This window comes from Bradyrhizobium sp., assembly GCF_047605465.1.
Classification (GTDB): domain Bacteria; phylum Pseudomonadota; class Alphaproteobacteria; order Rhizobiales; family Xanthobacteraceae; genus Bradyrhizobium.
In genome coordinates this window covers 39716-60084 of the sequence record NZ_JASGFS010000042.1, presented here as the reverse complement: position 1 = coordinate 60084, position 20369 = coordinate 39716, and the positions used below count along the sequence as shown (strand labels likewise).

The following is a 20369-nucleotide window of genomic DNA, read 5'->3' as shown; positions in this document are numbered from 1 at the left end:
CCTGATCTATGAAGGCGGCATCGCCAACATGAACTACTCGATCTCCAACACCGCCGAGTACGGCGAATACGTCACCGGTCCGCGCATCGTGACCGCAGAGACCAAGGCCGAGATGAAGCGCGTTCTCGCCGACATCCAGGGCGGCAAGTTCGCCCGTGACTGGATGCTCGAGAACAAGGTCAACCAGACCTCGTTCAAGGCGACCCGTGCCAAGCTCGCAGAGCACCCTATCGAGGAAGTCGGCGCCAAGCTGCGCGACATGATGCCCTGGATCAAGAAGGGCGCGCTGGTCGACAAGTCGAAGAACTAAGTCGTCGTCATTCCGGGGGCGCGATGCGTCCCCGGACTCCGGAGCTCATGATCGAGAGTTCAGGTGCGCAATTGGGCACCATGGTTCGCGCTTCAGGCGCGCCGGAGTGACGAGAGATATACGGGCTTCGTTCGCCAAACCAATTCTTAAACCTTGGCGACTATATTGGAGCGAGATCGCAGACAGCGGTCTCGCTCTTTTCATCTCCCGCGAAGCATTGCTGCTTCATTCAAATTCTTGGCGAGATGATGTACGGCCTGAGCCGCAAGAACTGACGCTTAAACCACATTCTTGATCTCACGTCGTTTCCGAGGTTTTCGGGCAGACCTCTAAACGCTAAAACCCCAGCGTATTCAGAGTCAAAGCTTCGGCTCTTTATCTGCTCTCTCATCATGCAATCGATCTCGCCGCGTGCCGCTGATGTGTCGCTTCATTCCAAGAAACGACATCCGGGTTGCAGTCTCCCGGCCGTCAGCTACGGCGCTGCGGCCGCCTGCCGGACCGGGTCAGACGCCATCGCGATGAGCCGAAGCACCATCACCGCGAGCAGCGGAATGAGGAAAGCGGCATAGAGCGGCATCGCCGGCACGCGTTTGCCGAACGACACCATGAACTGGAACCATAGGTAGTATCCGCCGACGAGGTGCAGCGCCCGCCAGGCGCGAGGCCCGATCAATGCGGCGGTGCGGTCGAACGAAGTCGCGCTCATCGCGATGATGAAGGCATAGCCCAGGCCGCCGAAGATGAAGGACGCGGCAGAGGTCCTCTCGGCAAAGCCGGCGGGATCCATTCGGGCGAAAGCGACGATCGCGGCGGCGTGGATCGCATGGGAGACCGCGAAACTCAGACCGAGAGAGCGTCGATTGCGGCGCTGCCAGCGTGTCCAGGCGTTGGGCCAGAGGCGTGCCAGCGCGCTCGCTCCGAAGGCAAGGCAGAACAGCAGCAGCGAGCTGCGCGCCGTGAAACGGATCACCATGCGTACGCCCTCGACCTCGAACTGACGCATCGACGCGATCCAGAGGGAGAGGGCGATCAGGCCCAGCGTGAGGGTGACGAGCAGCCGCCAGCCTTCGAACCATTCGTGACGTCGTGACATGACGATTGTCTCCTTATGCAATCATCGATTACATTTCGCAAGCGCATGACCGTCAATGGTGTAATCGCTGCTTACATTCACGTTCGCTTGATGGTAGAAGGCACCATGCCCTCTCGTCAGCCGTCCAAGCCGCGTGCCCGCCGCCCAGCTTCGGAAGCCCGGCCCTATCATCACGGCGACCTTCGCCGGGTGCTGATCGATGCCGCGCTGCAACTGGCGGCCGAGGGCGCCGAGGTGTCGGTGCGCGAAGCCGCGCGCCGGGCCGCCGTGTCCCCGGGCGCGCCGTTCCGGCACTTTCCCAACCGCGATGCGCTGATGGCGGCGGCGGCCGAGGAAGCGCAGCGGCGTTTCCGGGTCGAGATCGAGGCGGCGCTGAGCGATGCGCCGGTCGCCGACCCGCTCGCCCGTTTCCGTGCCTTCGGCCTTGCGTATCTGCGCTGGGCGATGCGCAATCCCGCGCATTTCGAGATCATCTCGACGGGACGCTACTTCGCCCACGGCAGTGCAGCGGGGTTGTCGCGCGACAATGCGGAACTGGTCGCGCTGACCGAACGGATGCTGGCCGACGCCGCGGAGCAGGGCTTGCTGCGACCGGCCGACCTCAAGTCCATCCAGATCGCCGGCCGCGCCCTGGTCTACGGCTTTGCCCGGATGAATCTCGACGGCCATTTCCCGCGCTGGGGGGTGGAGGAGGCGGAGATCGCGCGGATGGCAGAGTCGGTGATCGATCTGTTCATTGCAGGGATCGCGAAGCGCTAGCAATGCTGCGCCATCCTCCTGGTGAGGAGGCGCGATCGCGCCGTCTCGAACGGTGAAGGTCCGGGCCGGCCTCCTCTTCGAGACACTCGCTTCGTGCACGTTTGGGGCGGGGGATGGAGTGACGCGCCCCCCAACTGCGGCGCTTCGTCGCCCGTTCGTATTAAGCGAAGGTCGCATCGCCCCGCGCGTTGCCTGTGCGTGACCGTTCGATTACAGTTTTATGACACGGTGCAGGCTTCCGGCTGCGCCGTACGCCTTGGCCGTTGATAGGCCCACCACACGGCTTGGCATCATCGCGCCGGACCCAACGTATTGCGTGCCGTCGATGGCGTCCGCGCCCAACCCAGGCCCTTCTGCCGCAACCGCCGTGCTGGCGAGCGTCGCCGCGCTTGGGATCTGGCGCCTGCTCGCGGTCGCCGCACCGCACCTCGCGGCCCTCGCGCTGATGTACGAGACCGAGACCGATTTCAGCTCGCGCCTCGTTTTCGTGCTGGCCTGGGGCATCCTGAATTTCCTCTGGATCACGCTGCTGCGGCGACCCGCCTTGTCGGGCGCGCTGTCGCTGACCATGGTCGTCGTCCTGGTGCTGCTGTCGCGCCTCAAGCACGACGTGGTGCAGATGACGGTGAACTTCATCGATCTGATGATGATCGACCGCGACACCGTCGCCTTCCTGTTCACGATCTTTCCGAACCTGCGCTGGTCGGTGATCGGAGCGGGCCTGGTCACGCTGCCGCTGATGTATGCGTTGTGGTGGCTCGATCCGTTTCGCATCCGCCGCCTGCCGGCGCTCGCGTCCATGCTGGCGTGCCTCGCCGCGCTCGTCGGCTATTCGATCAGCCATCCCGACGAGGCCTGGCGCGGCTATTACGACGACGGCTACCTCTCGAAATTCTTCCGCTCCGGCGTCACCGCGGTCGCCGACTTCGCGCAATTCGGCTTCATGGAGTCGGCCGCCTCGACCAACGAGTACCTCAACGTGCCCTTGGTCGACGCCTGCCATCCCGCCGGCCGCCGGCCCAACATCGTCATGATCCATGATGAATCCAGCTTCGACATCCGGGCCGCGCAGGGCATCAAGGTGCCGCCCGGCTATGGCAGCCATTTCAAGTCCTATGACGGCAGGGAGCGCGCCTTCCTTGCCGAGAGCAATGGCGGACCGAGCTGGTTCACCGAATACAACGTGCTCGCGGGCCTCTCCTCGCGCTCGTTCGGCCGCTTCGCCTATTTCGTGACGCGCATCGCATCGGGCCGCGTCGAGCGTGGCCTGCCGCTGGCGCTTCGCCGCTGCGGCTACGACACCGCATCGCTCTATCCCGCAAATGGCGGCTTCATGGGCGCACGCAGCTTCCAGACGACGACGGGGATCGAGCGCTTCTTCGATTCGAAGGATCTCGGCGCGAAGGATGTCGAACCGGACTCCTTCTTCTACGACAAGGCGCTCCAGTTGATGGGGCAGCAGCCGTCGAACAAGCCGCTGTTCACCTTCATCTATCTCGGCGCCAATCATTTTCCTTGGGAGACTCGTTTCCGTCCGGACTTGATGCGGAACTGGCGCGCGCCGGGCAATACACCGGCGATCGACGAATATCTGCGCCGCCAGGCGATGAGCGCCGAGCAGTACAAGGCCTTCGTCGCGGATCTGAAGAAGGCGTTTCCCGGAAAACCCTTCCTGATCGTGCGCTATGGCGACCATCAGCCGGAATTCGCGCCGCAGATTCTCGAGCCCGGGCTCGATGAAGGCGCCATCGGCAAGAAGCTCGACGATTACGATCCCCGCCTCTATGCGACCTATTACGCGATCGATGCCGTCAATTTCGAGCCGGTGAAGAGCGACGCCGTGATGGATACGATCGACGGTCCCTATCTGCCGCTGGTGATCCAGGAAGCCGCCGGCATTCCGCTCGATCCGTCCTTCGCCGAGCAGAAGGAGATCATGCTTCGCTGCAAGGGCATCTTCTACGGCTGCAAGGACGGCGCGGAGGCGCGGCGGCTGAACCGGTTGCTGATCAATGCGGGGATGATCCGGGGGCTTTAGCCGCCCGACGAGGGTCGATGCGTGCCGGGTGTCGATGCCGCATCTTCGCGCTCTCCTCATCCGAACGAAGGACGCGAAGCCGAGGCGATGCCGGTTAAGGGGAGGCATTCGACCAACCCGCGATCCTAAGGAGAATTTCATTGGCAATTTCCGTGAAGCAGATGCTAGAGGCCGCCAACGCCGTCGTGCGGAAGATCACGCCGGACGAGGCAAAGGAGATGATCTGGAACGGCAGCGTTCTCGTGCTCGACGTGCGCGATGCGCCGGAGATCGAGAAAAGCGGCAAGGTTCAGGGCGCGCTGAATGTCTCCCGCGGCATGCTGGAGTTTCGTGCTGATCCCGACTCGCCCTATCACGACAAGGCCTTCGCCAAGGACAAGGCCGTGATCCTCTATTGTGCCTCCGGCGGCCGTTCCGCCCTGGCCGGCAAGCTGCTTCAGGACATGGGCTACAGCCGCGTCTACAATGTCGGCGGCTTCAAGGATTGGGTCGACGCAGGCGGCGCCGTCGAGAAGCCGGCCGGGCAGGGATAAAGGGCGCGCAAGAGCAGTACGCCGGCGCCGGGGACAGGAGTATCCTAGCGCCGGCCGATCTTCTCCCACAGCCATCTCGCCACCAGATCCGGTGACGAATTCGCGTCGTTGCCGCTGGCCCGCAGATTGGCTTCGCGCATCGTGGCGATGTCGATGCTGCCGAGCAGCGGTCTCAGCGCCGCCTGCAACCGCTCGTCGCCGGCGCGCTTCGGCGCCAGCAGCAGGATGGCGTCATAGGGCGGGATCGCGTGCCGGGGATCGTCGAGCGCGACGAGATCGTATTTCGCGATCAGCCCGTCGCTGGTGTAGCCCGCGATCACGTCGACATCGCCGCTGGCGACGGCCGCATACATGAAGTCCGGCTGCATCTGGCGTTGCGCGCGGAACTGAAGGCCGTAGGTCTTCTGCAGGGCGGCCCATTCGGGACGCGAGAAGAATTCGTAGTCGCCTGCGATCGACAGCGTCGATGCGTTCGTGGCGAGGTCGGCGATGCTGCGGATGCCGAGCGCTTCGGCGCGCTTCCTGGGGATCACCAACGCATAGGCATTCTCGAAGCCGAGTTCGCCGAGCAGGGTGATGTTCTCCCGGGCGAGCGTGGCCTTCAATTCCGCAAGCAACTCCGCGCGCGGCTTGATGTCGGCCCGGTGCAACTGGTTGGCCCAGAGCGTGCCGGAGTAATCGACATAGAGATCGATATCGCCGGCCTTCAGCGCCTCGAAGATCACGCTCGAGCCGAGGCCTGCGCGCGTGGTGGCGGAGAGTCCGGCCGCCTGCAGACGCTCCCTGAGCAGAGCGGACAGCACATATTGCTCGGCGAACGTCTTGGCGCCGACGACATAGCTCTGCGACGTGCGTGCCATCGTCGGCACCAGCGTCGCGGCGACCAGCGCCGCGATCCCGGCCACGCCGAGCCCGGTGCGCAGGCAGCTGCGGCGGTGCAGCCCGTTCTCGATCAGGCCGAGCAATTGATCGACGGCGAGTGCGAGCAGGGCGGATGCAAGACAGCCGAACAGCACGAACACCCAGTTCTGGGTCTGCAGGCCGGCGAAGATGTAGTTGCCGAGGCTGGTCTGCCCGATCGGCGTCGACAGCGTCGCGGTACCGATGACCCAGACCGCGGCGGTGCGGATGCCAGCCATCATCACCGGCAGCGCCAGCGGCAGCTCGACCATCACGAGCGACTGGCGCGGCGTCATTCCGACGCCCTTGGCTGCCTCGATCAGGGCTGGGTCGATGCCGTTCAACCCGGTGATGCCGTTGCGCAGGACCGGCAGCATCGAGTAGAGCGCGAGCGCCAGCATCGCCGGCAGGAAACCGAAGGCGGAGAAGGAGAAGCCGAACCAGGCGAGCGTGACCGAGGCCGTCGCCAGCAGCAGCGGATAGAACAGCGCCAGCAGCGCCAGTCCCGGCACGGTCTGCACGATACTTGCGAGAGCGAGCAGGACGGCGCGCGGCGTGGGACGGTTACGCGTCAGGATCGCGAGCGGCAGGCTGACGACGAGGCCGAGCGCGAGCGCGGCCAGACTCACGCGCACGTGGTTGCCGAGATAATCGGGCAGGTGCGACAGCGCCTCGCTCCAGCGCGGATCGGTCAGCAGGCTCATGCCGGACCGCTCTGCGGCAGCAATGTGTTCAATCGCTCGACCTGCCGGCGCGGCGTGCGCAACAGCTCCAGCACATAGTCGTCGCGGCTCTTCGACAACTCGGCCGGCGTGCCGAGCCCGAGCAGTCGCCCGCCGCGCATCACCGCGATGCGGTCGGCGAGCAGGATCGCTTCCGTCATGTCATGGGTGATCATCACGGTGGTCAGGCCGAGCTTGCGATGCAATTCGCGAAAATCCTCGCCGAGCGCATCACGGGTGAGGGGATCGAGCGCCCCGAACGGCTCGTCCATCAGAACGATGCGGGGCCCGGCCGCCAGCGCGCGCGCCACGCCGACGCGCTGGCGCTGGCCGCCGGACAGCGCCTCGGGCAGCCGGTCGCGATGTGCATCACGATCGAGCTGAACGAGCGCCAGCAGCTCGTCGACGCGCTTGGCGATGTTCGCGGCCGGCATGCCCAGCAGTCGGGGCGTGATCCCGATATTGTCGGCAACGCTCAGATGCGGGAACAGGCCGCCGCTCTGGAAGACGTAACCGATCCGGCGCCGCAGGGCGACCGGATCGAGGGTGGCGATATCCTCACCCTCGACCGTGATGGTGCCGCCGTCCGCCTCGATCAAACGATTGGCCAGGCGCAGCAGCGTCGTCTTGCCCGAGCCCGATCCGCCGACGATGGCCAGAAACTCGCTCTCGGCGATGTCGAGGGACACGTCGTCCACGGCCTTCACCGGCCCGAAGCTCTTTCTGACATGCGCGTAGCCGATCATCGGTTTGGAAGGCATCGGGCGGGGCTCTCTTGCTCACCTTCGGGAGGCGAGTGAAAGGGATGACGAGCCCCATGCCTAGCACGCCCGGCCGGTTGATTGAACTTGGCCGCGTGAGAGGCTAAGGCATCCTCCGGGTTTGGAGGAAGCACATGACGACGCCCACGGCGGTGGCGCTGCAAGATGCCAAGGTTGCGTTCCGGCTGGGGGACGGTCGGGTCTATACGGCGGTCGAGAAGGCACATCTCACGGTCGCGCAGGGCGAGTTCGTCGCCATTGTCGGTCCAACGGGCTGCGGAAAATCCACACTCCTGAACGTCGCAGCGGGCCTCCTGACGCCGGCCGCCGGCAGCGTGACGATATTCGACCGGCCGCTTGCCGGTCTCAACCGGGATGCCGGCTACCTGTTCCAGGCCGACGCCTTGTTCCCCTGGAAAACCGCGCTGGACAATGTCGCGATCGGGCTCGAGATCAAGGGCACGCCGCGCGCCGAGGCGCTGCCGCGCGCGCAGAAATGGCTTGCTTCCGTCGGTCTCGGCGCCTTCGCGGGACGCTATCCGCACATGCTCTCAGGCGGCCAGCGCAAGCGCGTGGCGCTGGCGCAGGTGCTGATCCGTGATCCGAAGATCCTGCTGATGGACGAGCCATTCGGGCCGCTCGACGCGCAGACCCGGCAGGTGATGGGCAATCTGCTGCTCGATCTCTGGAATGCCGACCGCAAGGCGGTGCTGTTCGTGACCCATGATCTCGAAGAGGCGATCGCGCTCGCCGACAGGGTCGTGATCATGTCGGCCGGGCCATCGTCGCGCATCATCGGCGACTGGCGCGTGACGCTGCCGCGCCCACGCGACATCTTCGAGGTCCGGCTGGACAAGGATTTCCATGCGCTCCACCGCGAGATCTGGGGCGTACTCAAGGACGAGGTGATGAAGGGCTACGCGCAATCCACCCAGGCGGAGGCAATATGATGTCGCGCGTGACACTGCTTGCGTTGCAAGTGCTGGTCGCCGTCGTCGGCATCGCGATGTGGCAGGTGCTGTCGAGCGTACCGGTGTTCGGCAAGATCCTGCTGCCGCCGTTCTTCTTCTCCAATCCGGTCGACGTGTTCAGCCAGATCGTGAAGTGGTTCGCGAGCGGCGTGATCTGGAAGCATTTGGCGATCACGCTCTGGGAATCCATCCTTGCCTTCGTGATCGGTTCGGTCGGCGGCGTGCTGGTCGGCTTCTGGTTCGCGCGCCAGCCGCTGGTCGCCGCGGTGTTCGATCCCTACGTGAAGATGGCGAACGCTCTGCCGCGGGTCGTGCTCGCGCCGATCTTCGCGCTGTGGCTTGGCCTCGGCATCTGGTCCAAGGTCGCTCTCGGCGTGACGCTGGTGTTCTTCATCGTATTCTTCAACGTCTACCAGGGCGTCAAGGAGGTCAGCCGCACGGTGCTCGACAACGGCCGCATGCTCGGCATGAGCGAGCGGCAGTTGATGCAGCACGTCTATTGGCCGTCGGCGCTGTCGTGGATGTTTTCTTCGCTGCACACCTCGGTCGGCTTCGCCGTGGTCGGTGCGGTCGTCGGCGAATATCTGGGATCGGCGGCGGGGCTCGGCTATCTGATCCAGCAGGCCGAGGGCGTGTTCGACGTTGCCGGCGTGTTCGCCGGCATGTTCGTGCTGTCGGCCTTCGTCATCCTGATCGATCTGGGCGTCACGCTGGTGGAGCGGCGACTTCTGGTGTGGCGGCCGACCACGTCGGACGGACGCGGCTAGTTGCGAGACGGTAGCCCGCGCATCGGCGCGGGCCCCGCGCGTGATGGCTCAGTCCAGCAGCTTGACGTCGTCGGGGGCCTGAGGCGGCGTCTTGATCGCGATCGCCTTGACCTGTCCGCTGATCGGCTTGGTGCCGCCGTGCGGCGTGCCCTTCGGAATGATGACGAGATCGCCCGGCTTGACCGTCACTTCCTTGTCGCCGAGCCAGATCGTCCCGGTCCCGTCCAGGATGTACTGGATCTCGTTGGTGTTGGCATGCAGGTGCTTCGGCACGTTGCCGACCTGGATCGACACGGTCGAACCGTCGGCGGTCATGAACGTCTTGGATCGGTATCCGACCTTGTTGGCAGGGCCGAGTGCCTCGCCTTCCATTTCGCCGGTATGAATGATCTGCGCGGTGATGCTCTCCGCGGCGAGCGCCGGCCGGAGCAGGTGGGTCGCGCCGCATCCGGCGGCAAAGGCGGCGGCGATCGACAGCCCGGCAGCAAGGCGATTCATGGACGTTCTCCCCGTTTAGAAGTGTTGTTGTGCGCGCATGCTATTGCGCCGAAAGGTCCATGGCCAGAGTTTCCGGTTGCGCTTCTCAAGCCGGGTGCACTGCATTATGGTGCGCCGGCCGAACGGAGGAAACCAATGAAGAACACGATTGCCAGGCTCGCCGGCGCGCTGCTCGCGCTGACGCTCACCACCGGTTTTGCGGCGGCGCAAAGCAAGGTCACGATCGCGGTCGGTGGCGGCGCCTGCCTGTGCTATTTGCCGACGGTGCTGGCCAAGCAGCTCGGCGAATACGAGAAGGCGGGCCTCAAGGTCGAGCTCGTGGACCTCAAAGGCGGTTCGGACGCGTTGAAGGCCGTGCTCGGCGGCAGCGCCGACGTCGTCTCCGGCTATTTCGACCATTGCGTCAATCTGGCGGCCAAGAAGCAGGAGCTCCAGGCTTTCGTGGTCTATGACCGCTATCCCGGCCTCGTGCTGGTGGTCGCGCCGTCGCGCACGAACGACATCAAGTCGGTCAAGGATCTCGCCGGCAAGAAAGTCGGCGTCAGCGCGCCGGGCTCCTCCACCGATTTCTTCCTGAAATATCTCCTGAAGAAGAACGGGCTCGATCCCGCCGGCACAGCCGTGATCGGCGTCGGCCTCGGTGCCACGGCGGTCGCTGCGATGGAGCAGGGGCAGCTCGACGCGGCCGTGATGCTCGATCCGTCCGTCACCGTGCTCCAGGGCAGCCACAAGGACCTGCGCATCCTCAGCGACACCCGTACGCAGAAGGACACGCTCGAGACGTTCGGTGGCGAATATCCGGGCGGCGCGCTGTATTCGACCGCGGCCTGGGTGGCCGGCCACGAGAAGGAGACGCAGGCGCTCACCAACGCGATGCTCGCCACGCTCGCCTGGATCCATTCGCATTCGCCCGAGGAGATCATGGCGAAGATGCCCGACGAGATGGTCGGCAAGAACAAGGATCTCTATCTCGCCGCCCTGAAGAACACGATCCCGATGTTTTCCGAGACCGGCAAGATGGATCCGAAGGGTGCGGACGCGGTGCTCGCGGTGTTCAGCGTCGGATCGCCGGAGGTGGCGAACGCCAAGATCGACGTCACCAAGACCTTCACCAACAGGTTCGTCGACCAGGCCAAGAAGACCACGGGGAGCGCCAAATAACTGACGCGAACGCGTTGTAATCAGGCGTCATGACCTCTCCGATCATCCACCGCGTCACGACGCTCGATCTTGCCGTCCGGCCGATGATCTGGCCATTCGCCGAAGAGCGGCGCGCCGATATCGCCGCTCATTTCGCCGAGAAGCAGCGCGAGCTGCCCAGGATGTGGAACGGCCGCGTCCTGCTGGGGCGGGATGCGGTGTTTGCGGATGGTCATCTCTCGGCGACCTATTTCGAGACCGATTTCGCGAGCTTCCTCGCCTGGCGCGATTGGGGCTTTCCGGATCCGGCCGTGTTCAACGGTTTCGGCATGGGCGCGCTGCGGACCTCCGACGGCGCCTTCGTGATGGGGGAAATGGCGCGGCACACGGCCAATGCGGGCCGCATCTATTTTCCCTCGGGCACGCCCGATCTGGACGACATCAGGGACGGCAGGCTCGACATCCCCGGCAGTGTCGCCCGCGAGATCGAGGAAGAGACCGGCCTGACCGCCGCCGACTACGTTGTGGAGCCGGGCTGGTACTGCATCGTCTCCGGCCGTGCGATCGCGATGATCCAGATCCTCGATCTGGATATGCCGGGCGAAGCGATCCGCACCCGGATCGAAGGCAATCTTGCGCTCCAGGACGAGGCCGAGCTTTCGGCCATTCACCTCGTGCGCGCGACTGGCGATCTCACGCCGACCATGCCGCGCTTTGTCACGGCCTTCGTCGAGCAGCAGTTCGCCGCGCGCTGACGCGCGAGACTTGACATCGCACCTCGCAGCCCATGTGATGGGTGAAAAGCAAAGACAAGAAGAATGCGATGCACAATCGTCGAGGGAGGTTCAGATGCGCATGCGCATGGTTGCCTGCTTTCTTCGTGGGCCGCCGATCGCAGTTTCCGTGACGCATTCGACCGTTCTAGTGCGGCGCAAGGTCGTGCCGCTGCCACGCACCTGCTAGCGGAGAGCGCCGGTGCTGGAGGTCAACGGGCTGGTGAAGCGGTTCGGCGGCTTCACGGCCGTCAACAGCGTATCGTTCAGGGTCGATCAAGGCGAGATCCTCGGCCTGATCGGGCCCAACGGCTCGGGCAAGAGCACCATCTTCAACATGCTTTCCGGCACGCTGGCGCCGACAGCCGGATCCATCCTGTTCGCCGGCCATGAGATCGCAGGCCTGGCGCCGCACCGGATCATCAACCGCGGCATCGGCCGCACCTTCCAGATCCCGCGCCCGTTTCGCCGCCTGACCATTTTCGAGAACGTCACGCTCGCCGGATTCTATGGGCAGGGGCGGCAGAGCCGTGCCAGGGCAGAGGAGGCAGCGGAGCGCTCGCTCGCGATGGTGGGCTTACCGACCGATCGTCACGCCGGTGTCGACGGCCTGGGAGCCGCCGGCCTGAAGAAGCTCGAACTGGCCAAGGCGCTCGCCACCGCGCCGAAATTGCTGCTTGCCGACGAGAGCCTCGGCGGCCTCGACGAGACGGAAATGGATCAGGCGGCCGACATGCTGCGCAACATCCGCGACGAACTCGGCATCACCATCATCTGGGTCGAGCACATCATGGGCGTGCTGATGCGGGTGGTCGACCGGGTCATGGTGCTCGACCATGGCGAGAAGATTTCCGAGGGATTGCCGAGTGCGGTTGCCGGCGATCCCAGGGTGATCGAGGTCTATCTCGGCACCGATGCCGGGACCACGCAAGCCGCGGCCGCTGAAGCGCGCCGCCGCGCGGGAGGCTAGCCGGCGATGCTGGAGTTGCGGTCGGTCAACGCCGGATATGGTCATTTCCAGGCACTGTTCGACGTCGATCTCGACGTGAAGGCCGGCGAGGCGATCGGTGTCATCGGTCCGAACGGCGCCGGCAAGACCACGCTGATGCGCGTCATCTCCGGCCTGATCCGCCCTTCGCGCGGGACCATCAGCATGGACGGCGTCGATGTTCTGGCGACGCCGCCCCACAGGATCGTCAGTCTCGGAATCGCGCATGTGCCGGAGAACCGCAGGCTGTTTCCGCAGCTTTCGGTCGACGACAATCTCAAGATGGGCGCATTCATGAAAGAGGCGCGCGCTCGCTATTCCGAACGGCTGGAGGTCGTGTTCGATCTGTTTCCGCGCCTGAAGGAGCGCCGCCGTCAGATGGCGGGCACGATGTCCGGCGGCGAGCAACAGATGTGCGCGATCGGCCGCGCGTTGATGTCAGATCCGAAGCTGCTGCTGCTCGACGAGCCTTCGGCAGGGCTCGCGCCCGTGGTGGTGCAGCAGGTGTTCGAACTCGTGAGACGAATCCGCGCGCGCGGTCTGACGGTGCTGATCGTCGAACAGAACGTGCAGCAGGTGCTGCGCGTGGTCGATCGTGCCTACCTGATCGAAGCCGGCACGATCCGCAGCTCCGGCACGTCGGCCGAGATGCTGGCGAACGACACGGTCAAGGAAGCTTATCTCGGTGTGTGAGCGGGCAGGCAGAAGACGATGCAGGCATTCCTGGACATCTTCGACATCTATCTGCTGGAAGCCGTGATCAACGGCATCCTGCTCGGTGGCGTGCTGGCGCTGCTCGCGCTCGGGCTCAACCTGATCTTCGGCGTGATCGACGTGACCTGGATCTGTTACGCGGAACTCGTGATGATCGGCATGTACGCCATGTACTTCCTGGTGCAGTACTATGGCGTCAGCTATTTCATCGCCGCGCCCCTCACCATCCTGCTGGTGGCGGCGCTCGGTGCGCTCCTGCACTATCTCGTGATCGCGCCGCTGCTGGCCGCGCCTCCCATCAACCAGCTGCTCGCGACCGGCGGGGTTCTGTTCGTGCTGCAGAGCTTCGCGACGGTCGCCTTCGGCGTCGACTTTCGTAATCTCGGCATCCGCCTGCCGGTGCTCGCATTCGGCGACATGAATTTCAGCTATGCGCGGCTCCTGTCCTTCCTGGCCGCGCTGGTCGGCATGATCGCGGTCTACCTGTTCATGACCCGCACCTTCACTGGCACCGCGATCCGCGCGATTTCGCAGGACCGGCAGATCATGGCGCTGATGGGCGTCGACACGAAGCGGATCTATCTCGTCACCTCGGCCCTCGGCGGCGCGCTGGCCGGGCTCGCCGCCTGCCTGCTGGTGCTGCAATACGACGTGCATCCCTTCGTCGGGCTGTCGTTCGGGCCGATCACGTTCCTGATCTGTGTTCTCGGAGGCCTCGGCAATTTCATCGGCGGCTTCATCGCCGCCTTCGTGTTCGCCGAGATTATCTCGCTCGGCGGCCTGTTCTCCGACCTCGAATGGGGCTACGTGCTGGCCTTCGCATTCTTCATCGTCATGATGTTCATCCGGCCCGCGGGCCTGCTCGCGAGGCGTCGATGACGGGGCAGGGACGGCTCGTGGCGTGGACGATCGCGCTTGCCGCGCTGATTGCTCTGCCTTTCCTCCATCGCGACCCCTATCATCTGCACATCCTCGTGCTGATCCTGATCTGGTCGTTCGCCTATACGTCGTGGTCGGTGATGGGACGGTTCGGCCTCGTTTCCCTCGGCCATGGCGGCTTCATGGGAATCGGGGCCTACGTCACCGCGCTGTTGTGGAACCATCTCGGCCTGTCGCCGTGGATCGGCATTCCCGTCAGCATGTTTGCGGCCGGTGTGCTGGCCCTGGTCGTCGGCTATCCCTGTTTCCGCTTTCGCATCACCGGCCACTATTTCGTGCTGGTGACGCTGGCGCTCTCCGGGATCGTCCTCCAGGTCATCACGGCCACGCGCGACTACACCGGCGGCTCGCTCGGCTATACGCCCAACCGTGCACCGGGAAACAAGCTCGCCGCGCTGCAGTTCGACGACAAGACGACCTGGTATCTGATCGCGCTTGCGGTCTGGCTGGGCGGAATCGCGATATGGCACTGGGTTGACCGCAGCATGAGCCGCCATGCACTCGAGGCGATCTCCGAGGACGAGGACGCGGCGGCCGCGGCAGGCGTGGATGTGACCGCGGAGAAACTGAAGATCACGCTGGTCAGCGCGCTGATGACGGCGCTGGCCGGCGCCATCTACTGCCAGTACCAGATGTTCATCACGCCCGACACCGTCAGCGGCATCGCGGTGTCGCTCCAGATGGTGTTCGCGGCGATCGTCGGCGGCCTCTACGTCTCGCTGGGGCCGACCGTCGGAGCGATCATCACCATCCTGCTCGCCGAAGCCCTCCGGATCGGCTTCGGCACCCGGGCGGTCGGCTGGGACAACCTCGTCTACGGCGTGCTGCTCGTGCTTTTCATCATATTCCTTCCGAAGGGCATCCTTGGTAGCCTGCTGGATCGATTGAAGCCGCAACGCAAGGTATCTCCTAGCTCATGAGCAAAAAGCCGTCCAAATCGCTCGCCGAACAACTCGACCGCTACATCACGCCGTTCCGCTACGACGGGACCGGCAAGTTTCACCTGAAGGAGCACAAGACCAACGAGAAGGGCGATCTCGACAAGGAAGAGGCGCAGGCCATCCTCGACGCCAACAAGAAGCACCTCGTCGACTTCCAGGAGAAGCTCTATGCCCAGGACCGCTGGTCGCTGCTGATCGTGCTCCAGGGCATGGACGCAGGCGGCAAGGACTCCGCGATCAAGGCGATCTTCGAAGGCATCAACCCGCAGGGCTGCGAGGTCCATTCGTTCAAGCAGCCGAGCACCAAGGAGCTCAATCACGACTTTCTCTGGCGTCACGTGATCGCGCTGCCGGAACGCGGCCATATCGGCATCTTCAACCGTTCGCACTACGAAGAATGCCTGGTGACGCGTGTACATCCGGAGGTCCTCGCCAAGGAGAAGCTTCCGCAGAAGGTCCTGACCAAGGACATCTGGAAGGAAAGGTTCGAGGACATTTCCAGCTTCGAGCGTTATCTCACGCGCAACGGCACCGTGGTCCTGAAGTTCTTTCTCAATCTCTCCAAGGAGGAGCAGCGCGAACGCTTCCTCGACCGGCTGGAAGACCCGGCCAAGCTGTGGAAGTTCTCCATGGACGACATCAAGGAGCGCGCGCTGTGGCCGCGCTACCAGGCCGTCTACCAGGACATCGTCCGGCATACCTCGACATCCCACGCGCCCTGGTACGTCGTGCCGGCCGACCACAAATGGTTCGCACGGGTCGTGATCGGATCGGTCATCGTCGCTGCCCTCGAGCGGCTCGATCTGCATTTTCCCCGTGCCGACAAGGCCTCGCTGGCGGAGTTCGCGGAGGTGCGCAAGGCGCTGGAGCGCGAAGGCAAGGGGCGCGGCAAGCGCTGATCTCCGCGCAGGCTGCCGCACGGCCGATGGCGGGCTTTGATGCCCTCCGCGGTTGCTCTAGGGTGACGCTGCCAAAATTCGTTTTCGATTCGAGGTTGCCGTGATCAAGTCCGCTCTCGTGATGTCCGCGCTTGCTGCGCTTCTGTCGTTTGCTCCCGCGCAGGCACAGACCTACGATCCCAGTCATCCGGTCTGCCTGCATGTCTTCGGCGAGCTTGAGGGCGAGCGGATGGATTGCGTATTTTCCTCGCTCGCACAATGCGGGGCCGCCGCATCGGGGCGGCCGGCGACCTGCCTAATCAATCCCTATTTCACACGCGCTTCCGAGGTTCGTCCGACGAAGCCGCGGCGGATCGTTCGCTAGATTGCAGCATCGTATTCGCATCGGCAGAGCTGAGCGCGTCCACGTCGTGACGTGACGCCGGTTGCAGAAGCGTTCGGCATCGGGAACACGTTTCCAAATGTGATTTTTGCAATGGTGTTCCTGCTTGACAGTTTTATGTCGCAGGAGGAGCATGCCCTTGGTCGCAGACAAGCGACACGTCGAACACAAGAGCAAGGGGAGGTCTATGACTCCACCTCCGCAAATCCAGCCGCGTTGATTGCGATGGATCGCGTTCGGACTATCGCATAGCGGCGAAATCCGCGAACGGCACGCCGGGACAAGGTACAAGCGGGCTGCATCAGTGAGGCAAAGCCCCTTACCTTCCCGGCGGCGTATCTTGTCAGGGCGTCCTCACCTTATCCTTCTCCCATCCGCGATCGCGCTGCCATTTCCCGTCTCGTTGCGACCGCTCCTGCGTTTCCTGCGCGTCCCGAACATCGCCGCTCTGCGATCTGGCGCTTGACCACGCGGGAACTCGCGGTTCCCGTTCCTCCGCTGCGGCAAATGCCAAGAGAATGTCGTCTCATTGGCAAACTTCCGACACAGGATCGGGGCGAATAGCGATGATCCGACATGACGATGCGCACCGGCGGTGTCAGTCCACCCCGCCAGGGCGCATCTTTTTTAGGGAATCATCGTGTCGCACAAGCTTGCCCAGGCGTTTCTCGCCGTTCTCTTTCTCGCAATCTCGTCTCTGTCCATCGCCCGCGCCGAGCCGCCAGCGCCGGCCGCGACCAGTGCCGCCGCATTGTCGCCGGACGAGGCGAAGCGTGCGCTGGACACGCTTCAGGACGATCAGAAGCGCGCGCAGATGATCGACACGTTGCGCGCGATCGCCAACGCGTCGGGCCCGCAGCAGCCGCCGGTTCCGGCCCCCGCGCAGAAGTCTCCGATACCGCTGTCCGCCGACAGCCTCGGCGCGCAACTGCTCCTCACCGTGTCCGAACAGATCGGCGACATCTCGCGCGAGATCGCCGGGATGGCCCGGACACTGACTCATTTCCCGGCGTTCTATTACTGGATCGTACGGACCGCGAATGATCCCACGGCCTACGATCTCCTGATCGAGATCGCCTGGAAACTGGCGCTGGTGTTCGGCTGCGCGTTCTCTGCGGAATGGGTGATCTTCCGGCTGATCCGGCGTCCGGTCGCCTTCCTGGAGACGCGCGTGCCGCAGACCGCGCGGCTGCCGATACAGGCGCTTCCGATCGCTGATCCGCCGTCGTCGGCGGCAGACGTCACGGCTGCGCCTGATTTGCACAAGCGCCGCCACAGCCTGGCGCGGGTGTGGCAGTTGCTGTTGCGGCTGCCGTTCGTGCTCGGACGCCTCGCGCTCGAATTGCTGCCGGTGTTCGTCTTCGTCGGCGTGGCCACCGCTTTGCTCGGAACCGAGATCGGGGATCCCGTCACCGCGCGTCTCGTGATGCTCGCGGTCGTGAACGCCTATGCGTTCTCGCGCGGGCTCATCTGCGTCGTCCGCGCGCTGGCCGGCCCGTTCGGCCTGTTTCCGGTACGCGCCGAGACGGCCGCCTACATCGAGATCTGGGCGCGCCGCATCGTCGGCGTCGGCGTGTCAGGCATCGCCTTCGCGAATGTGGCGTTGCTGCTCGGCCTGCATCCCGCCGGCTATGCCGCGCTGTTGCGCATGGTGATGCTGGTCGTGCATCTCTTCGTCGTCGTCATCATCCTGCAATGCCGCCGTCAGGTGGCGGAGGCCATCCGTGCTCCCGCCGACCGGCAGGGAATTTCAGCGCGTCTGCGCAACCGCATCGCCGGCGGTTGGCACTATCTCGCGATCGCGCTCGATCTGGCGCTGTGGGCGGTCTGGGCGCTGAACATCCGCAACGGCTACTCGCTGCTGCTGCAATATTTCGTCGGCACGGTCGCCGTGGCGCTCGTCACGCGCGTTGCCATCATGGTGACGCTGAGCCTGATCGATCGCGGCTTCCGGATCAATCCGGAGATCCTCCAGCGCTTCCCCGGGCTCGAGATCCGCGCCAACCGCTATCTGCCGCTGCTGCGCAAGGTCGTCGCGGGCGTCATCGCCTTCATCGGCTTCGTCGCCGTGCTCGAGGTCTGGGGCGTCGATGCCATCGTCTGGTTCTACGGCGGCCAGATCGGCAGCCGGCTGCTCTCGGCCGTGGTGACGATCGGCATCGCCGCCGCCATCGCCGCGGCGATCTGGGAGGCGAGCAACGCGCTGATGGACCGCCAGATCAATACGCTGTCGCGGGACGGGCACTACGCCCGCGCCGCACGCTTGCGCACGTTCCAGCCGATGCTGCGAACGGCACTGCTCTGTCTGATCGCCACGGTCGTCGGCCTCACGGCGCTCAGCGAGATCGGCGTCAACGTCGCGCCGTTGCTGGCGGGTGCCGGCATTGTCGGCATCGCCATCGGTTTCGGCTCGCAGAAACTGGTGCAGGACCTCATCACCGGCCTGTTCCTGCTGCTGGAGAACACGGTCCAGGTCGGCGACACCGTCAGCGTGTCGGGCCTGACCGGCGTGGTCGAGAACGTCTCGATCCGCACCATCCGCCTGCGCGCCGGCGACGGCGCCGTTCACATCGTGCCGTTCAGCGCGGTCACGACCATCACCAATGCCAGTCGCGGCGCCGGCAACGCCTCGGTCAGCGTCAACGTCGCTTACAAGGAAGACACCGACCGCGCCGGGCAGATCCTCAAGGACATCGTCGAGGAGATGCGCCGCGAGCCGGAATTCCGGGCGCTGATACGCGGGGATCTCGAACTCTGGGGTGTGGACAAGGTCGATGGCGCGATGGTGTCGATCGTCGGCCAGATCCGCTGCACCGAATCGGGCCGCTGGCCGGTGCAGCGCGAGTTCAATCGCCGCATGAAGCTGCGCTTCCAGCAGAACGGGATCGAGGTCGCTTCCGCCGCCCAGACCATCCTGATGCAGATCGCACCGCCCGCCGACGCGGCTACTCATCTCACGCCGCGGCGGGCGACCGGATAGTCGGTCGGCAAATTTCCGGCTTGCCTCCGTCGATCGGGCAGCGTTCACTCCGCCTCCAGCCTGCAGACGACATGCGGGCAGCGTGAAGAGGGGTGGGAGATGGTGCGGGGGCTGTGGGCCGGATTGCGCGGCCGAATGATCGACTGTGCGCTGATCGTTTGCGCGCTGATCGGATGTACGGCGTTGGCGACGCCGGCCGGGGCCGAGCCGTTTCCCTCGCGCCCGATCACACTCGTGGTGCCGTTCGCGGCAGGCGGGCCGACCGATACGCTGGCGCGGATCCTGTCCGAACGGATCGCGGCCGAACTGCACACCACGATCGTGGTCGAGAATGTCGCCGGCGCCTCCGGCAGCATCGCGGGGGCCCGCGTTGCACGTGCAGCCCCGGACGGCACGACGATCACGATCGGCCATTGGGGTACGCATGTGCTGAACGGCGCGATCTTCAAGCTGCCCTACGACGTCGTCGCGGATTTCGAGCCGGTCGCGATGATCGCGATGGGAACTCAACTCATCGTCGGGCGAAAGTCGCTCGAAGCCGGCAATCTGAAGGAGCTGATCGCCTGGCTGAAGGCCAACCCCGGCAAGGCCACCGCCGGAACGGCCGGTGCGGGAACGGGCGCGCATGTCGCCGGCGTCTTCTTCAAGGAGAAGACCGGCACCGACTTCCAGTTCGTGCCCTATCGCGGTGCCGGGCCCGCCATGATCGATCTCGTCGCGGGCCAGATCGACATCATGTTCGACCAGGCCTCGAACTCGCTGCCGCAGGTCAAGAACGGTGCGATCAAGGCGTTCGCGGTGACGTCGCCGACGCGGCTCGCATCGGCGCCTGACGTTCCAACCGTGGACGAGGCGGGCCTGCCCGGCCTCTACATCTCCTACTGGCACGGTGTCTGGGCACCGAAGAACACACCGAAGGACATCGTGGCGAAGCTCAACGCGGCCATCGTCACCGCGCTTGCCGAACCTTCGGTCAAGCAGCGCTTTGCCGAATTGGGACAGGAGATTCCGTCGCCCGACCAGCAGACACCCGCGGCACTCGGAGCTTTCCAGAAGGCGGAGACCGAGAAATGGTGGCCGGTCGTCAAGGCCGCCGACATCAAGCCGGAGTAATTGTCTCGCGCGCTCTTCCACGTCCCGAGACGCGCGACAATCTCGCTGCGGTGCGAGATCACAATCGGTCCACGAGTTTCTACGTCCTTGATCTCGGGTGAGTGCTGGCAGACAATGCGTGCCCTTCAATAAAAAACGTTCCGGG

Annotated in this window: 18 protein-coding genes and 2 pseudogenes; 16 read left to right on the top strand and 4 right to left on the bottom strand. The window is 64.7% G+C overall.

What is annotated here, in order from left to right:
* A pseudogene (locus QM712_RS25375) lies at positions 1-310 on the top strand (ketol-acid reductoisomerase); the annotation flags it as partial.
* A gap of 475 nt (positions 311-785) precedes the next feature.
* On the opposite strand, the gene QM712_RS25370 reads toward QM712_RS25375, so the two are convergent.
* On the bottom strand, positions 786-1406 hold the full coding sequence (locus QM712_RS25370) for a hypothetical protein (protein ID WP_415025888.1): 621 nt from the start codon (positions 1404-1406) through the stop codon (positions 786-788).
* A 189-nt stretch (positions 1407-1595) separates the two neighbouring features.
* Here QM712_RS25370 and QM712_RS25365 point away from each other — a divergent pair, with 189 nt between their 5' ends.
* The 3 genes from QM712_RS25365 (at position 1596) to QM712_RS25355 (ending at position 4736) form a co-directional block, all read left to right on the top strand.
* Positions 1596-2165 (top strand): TetR/AcrR family transcriptional regulator, encoded by a 570-nt coding sequence (locus QM712_RS25365; protein WP_415025887.1) that lies wholly within the window; start codon positions 1596-1598, stop codon positions 2163-2165.
* Positions 2166-2490: 325 nt separating this feature from the next.
* Entirely contained in the window at positions 2491-4203 is a 1713-nt protein-coding gene (locus tag QM712_RS25360; protein ID WP_415025886.1) for a sulfatase-like hydrolase/transferase, read from the top strand.
* A gap of 140 nt (positions 4204-4343) precedes the next feature.
* The gene (locus tag QM712_RS25355) at positions 4344-4736 is read left to right on the top strand and encodes a rhodanese-like domain-containing protein (RefSeq protein ID WP_415025885.1); all 393 of its coding nucleotides are present in this window, start codon (positions 4344-4346) and stop codon (positions 4734-4736) included.
* Between the two features lie 44 nt (positions 4737-4780).
* Here QM712_RS25355 and QM712_RS25350 read toward each other — a convergent pair whose 3' ends face one another.
* Both QM712_RS25350 and QM712_RS25345 read right to left on the bottom strand, forming a co-directional pair.
* A complete protein-coding gene (locus QM712_RS25350) occupies positions 4781-6340 on the bottom strand; it encodes a glycine betaine ABC transporter substrate-binding protein (protein WP_415025884.1) in 1560 nt (519 codons plus the stop codon).
* On the bottom strand, positions 6337-7119 hold the full coding sequence (locus QM712_RS25345) for an ATP-binding cassette domain-containing protein (protein ID WP_415025883.1): 783 nt from the start codon (positions 7117-7119) through the stop codon (positions 6337-6339). Before QM712_RS25345 ends, QM712_RS25350 begins: the two co-directional genes overlap by 4 nt.
* Before the next feature lie 134 nt (positions 7120-7253).
* On the opposite strand from QM712_RS25345, the gene QM712_RS25340 reads away from it, so the two are divergent.
* Together QM712_RS25340 and QM712_RS25335 are read left to right on the top strand one after the other, a co-directional pair.
* Complete coding sequence (locus QM712_RS25340) at positions 7254-8069, top strand: ABC transporter ATP-binding protein (protein ID WP_415025882.1); 816 nt, start codon at positions 7254-7256, stop codon at positions 8067-8069.
* Positions 8069-8857 (top strand): ABC transporter permease, encoded by a 789-nt coding sequence (locus QM712_RS25335; RefSeq protein ID WP_415025881.1) that lies wholly within the window; start codon positions 8069-8071, stop codon positions 8855-8857. The genes QM712_RS25340 and QM712_RS25335 overlap by 1 nt, the downstream gene beginning before the upstream one ends.
* A gap of 48 nt (positions 8858-8905) precedes the next feature.
* Here the strand turns inward: QM712_RS25335 and QM712_RS25330 are convergent, their stop codons facing one another.
* The gene (locus QM712_RS25330) at positions 8906-9355 is read right to left on the bottom strand and encodes a cupin domain-containing protein (protein WP_415025880.1); all 450 of its coding nucleotides are present in this window, start codon (positions 9353-9355) and stop codon (positions 8906-8908) included.
* Positions 9356-9490: 135 nt separating this feature from the next.
* Here QM712_RS25330 and QM712_RS25325 point away from each other — a divergent pair, with 135 nt between their 5' ends.
* The 10 genes and pseudogenes from QM712_RS25325 (at position 9491) to QM712_RS25280 (ending at position 20224) form a co-directional block, all read left to right on the top strand.
* Positions 9491-10516 (top strand): ABC transporter substrate-binding protein, encoded by a 1026-nt coding sequence (locus tag QM712_RS25325; RefSeq protein ID WP_415025879.1) that lies wholly within the window; start codon positions 9491-9493, stop codon positions 10514-10516.
* Positions 10517-10545: 29 nt separating this feature from the next.
* Positions 10546-11250 carry an NUDIX hydrolase gene (locus tag QM712_RS25320; RefSeq protein ID WP_415025878.1) on the top strand — a complete coding sequence of 235 codons (705 nt, stop codon included), beginning with the start codon at positions 10546-10548 and terminating at the stop codon, positions 11248-11250.
* Positions 11251-11470: 220 nt separating this feature from the next.
* Entirely contained in the window at positions 11471-12238 is a 768-nt protein-coding gene (locus tag QM712_RS25315) for an ABC transporter ATP-binding protein (RefSeq protein WP_415025877.1), read from the top strand.
* A gap of 6 nt (positions 12239-12244) precedes the next feature.
* On the top strand, positions 12245-12949 hold the full coding sequence (locus QM712_RS25310) for an ABC transporter ATP-binding protein (RefSeq protein ID WP_415025876.1): 705 nt from the start codon (positions 12245-12247) through the stop codon (positions 12947-12949).
* An 18-nt stretch (positions 12950-12967) separates the two neighbouring features.
* Positions 12968-13849 carry a branched-chain amino acid ABC transporter permease gene (locus QM712_RS25305; RefSeq protein WP_415025875.1) on the top strand — a complete coding sequence of 294 codons (882 nt, stop codon included), beginning with the start codon at positions 12968-12970 and terminating at the stop codon, positions 13847-13849.
* Positions 13846-14863 (top strand): annotated as a pseudogene (locus QM712_RS25300) (branched-chain amino acid ABC transporter permease); the annotation flags it as partial. The gene QM712_RS25305 and the pseudogene QM712_RS25300, both read left to right, overlap by 4 nt.
* Positions 14826-15749: a polyphosphate kinase 2 family protein gene (locus QM712_RS25295; protein ID WP_415025874.1), complete on the top strand. Its 924-nt coding sequence runs from the start codon at positions 14826-14828 to the stop codon at positions 15747-15749. The pseudogene QM712_RS25300 and the gene QM712_RS25295, both read left to right, overlap by 38 nt.
* A 100-nt stretch (positions 15750-15849) precedes the next feature.
* Positions 15850-16113: a DUF3551 domain-containing protein gene (locus tag QM712_RS25290; RefSeq protein ID WP_415025873.1), complete on the top strand. Its 264-nt coding sequence runs from the start codon at positions 15850-15852 to the stop codon at positions 16111-16113.
* A gap of 658 nt (positions 16114-16771) precedes the next feature.
* A complete protein-coding gene (locus QM712_RS25285; protein ID WP_415025872.1) occupies positions 16772-19111 on the top strand; it encodes a mechanosensitive ion channel domain-containing protein in 2340 nt (779 codons plus the stop codon).
* A gap of 102 nt (positions 19112-19213) precedes the next feature.
* Positions 19214-20224, top strand: coding sequence for a tripartite tricarboxylate transporter substrate-binding protein (locus QM712_RS25280; protein ID WP_415025889.1), 1011 nt, complete (start codon positions 19214-19216; stop codon positions 20222-20224).
* The last annotated feature ends 145 nt before the right edge of the window (positions 20225-20369 follow it).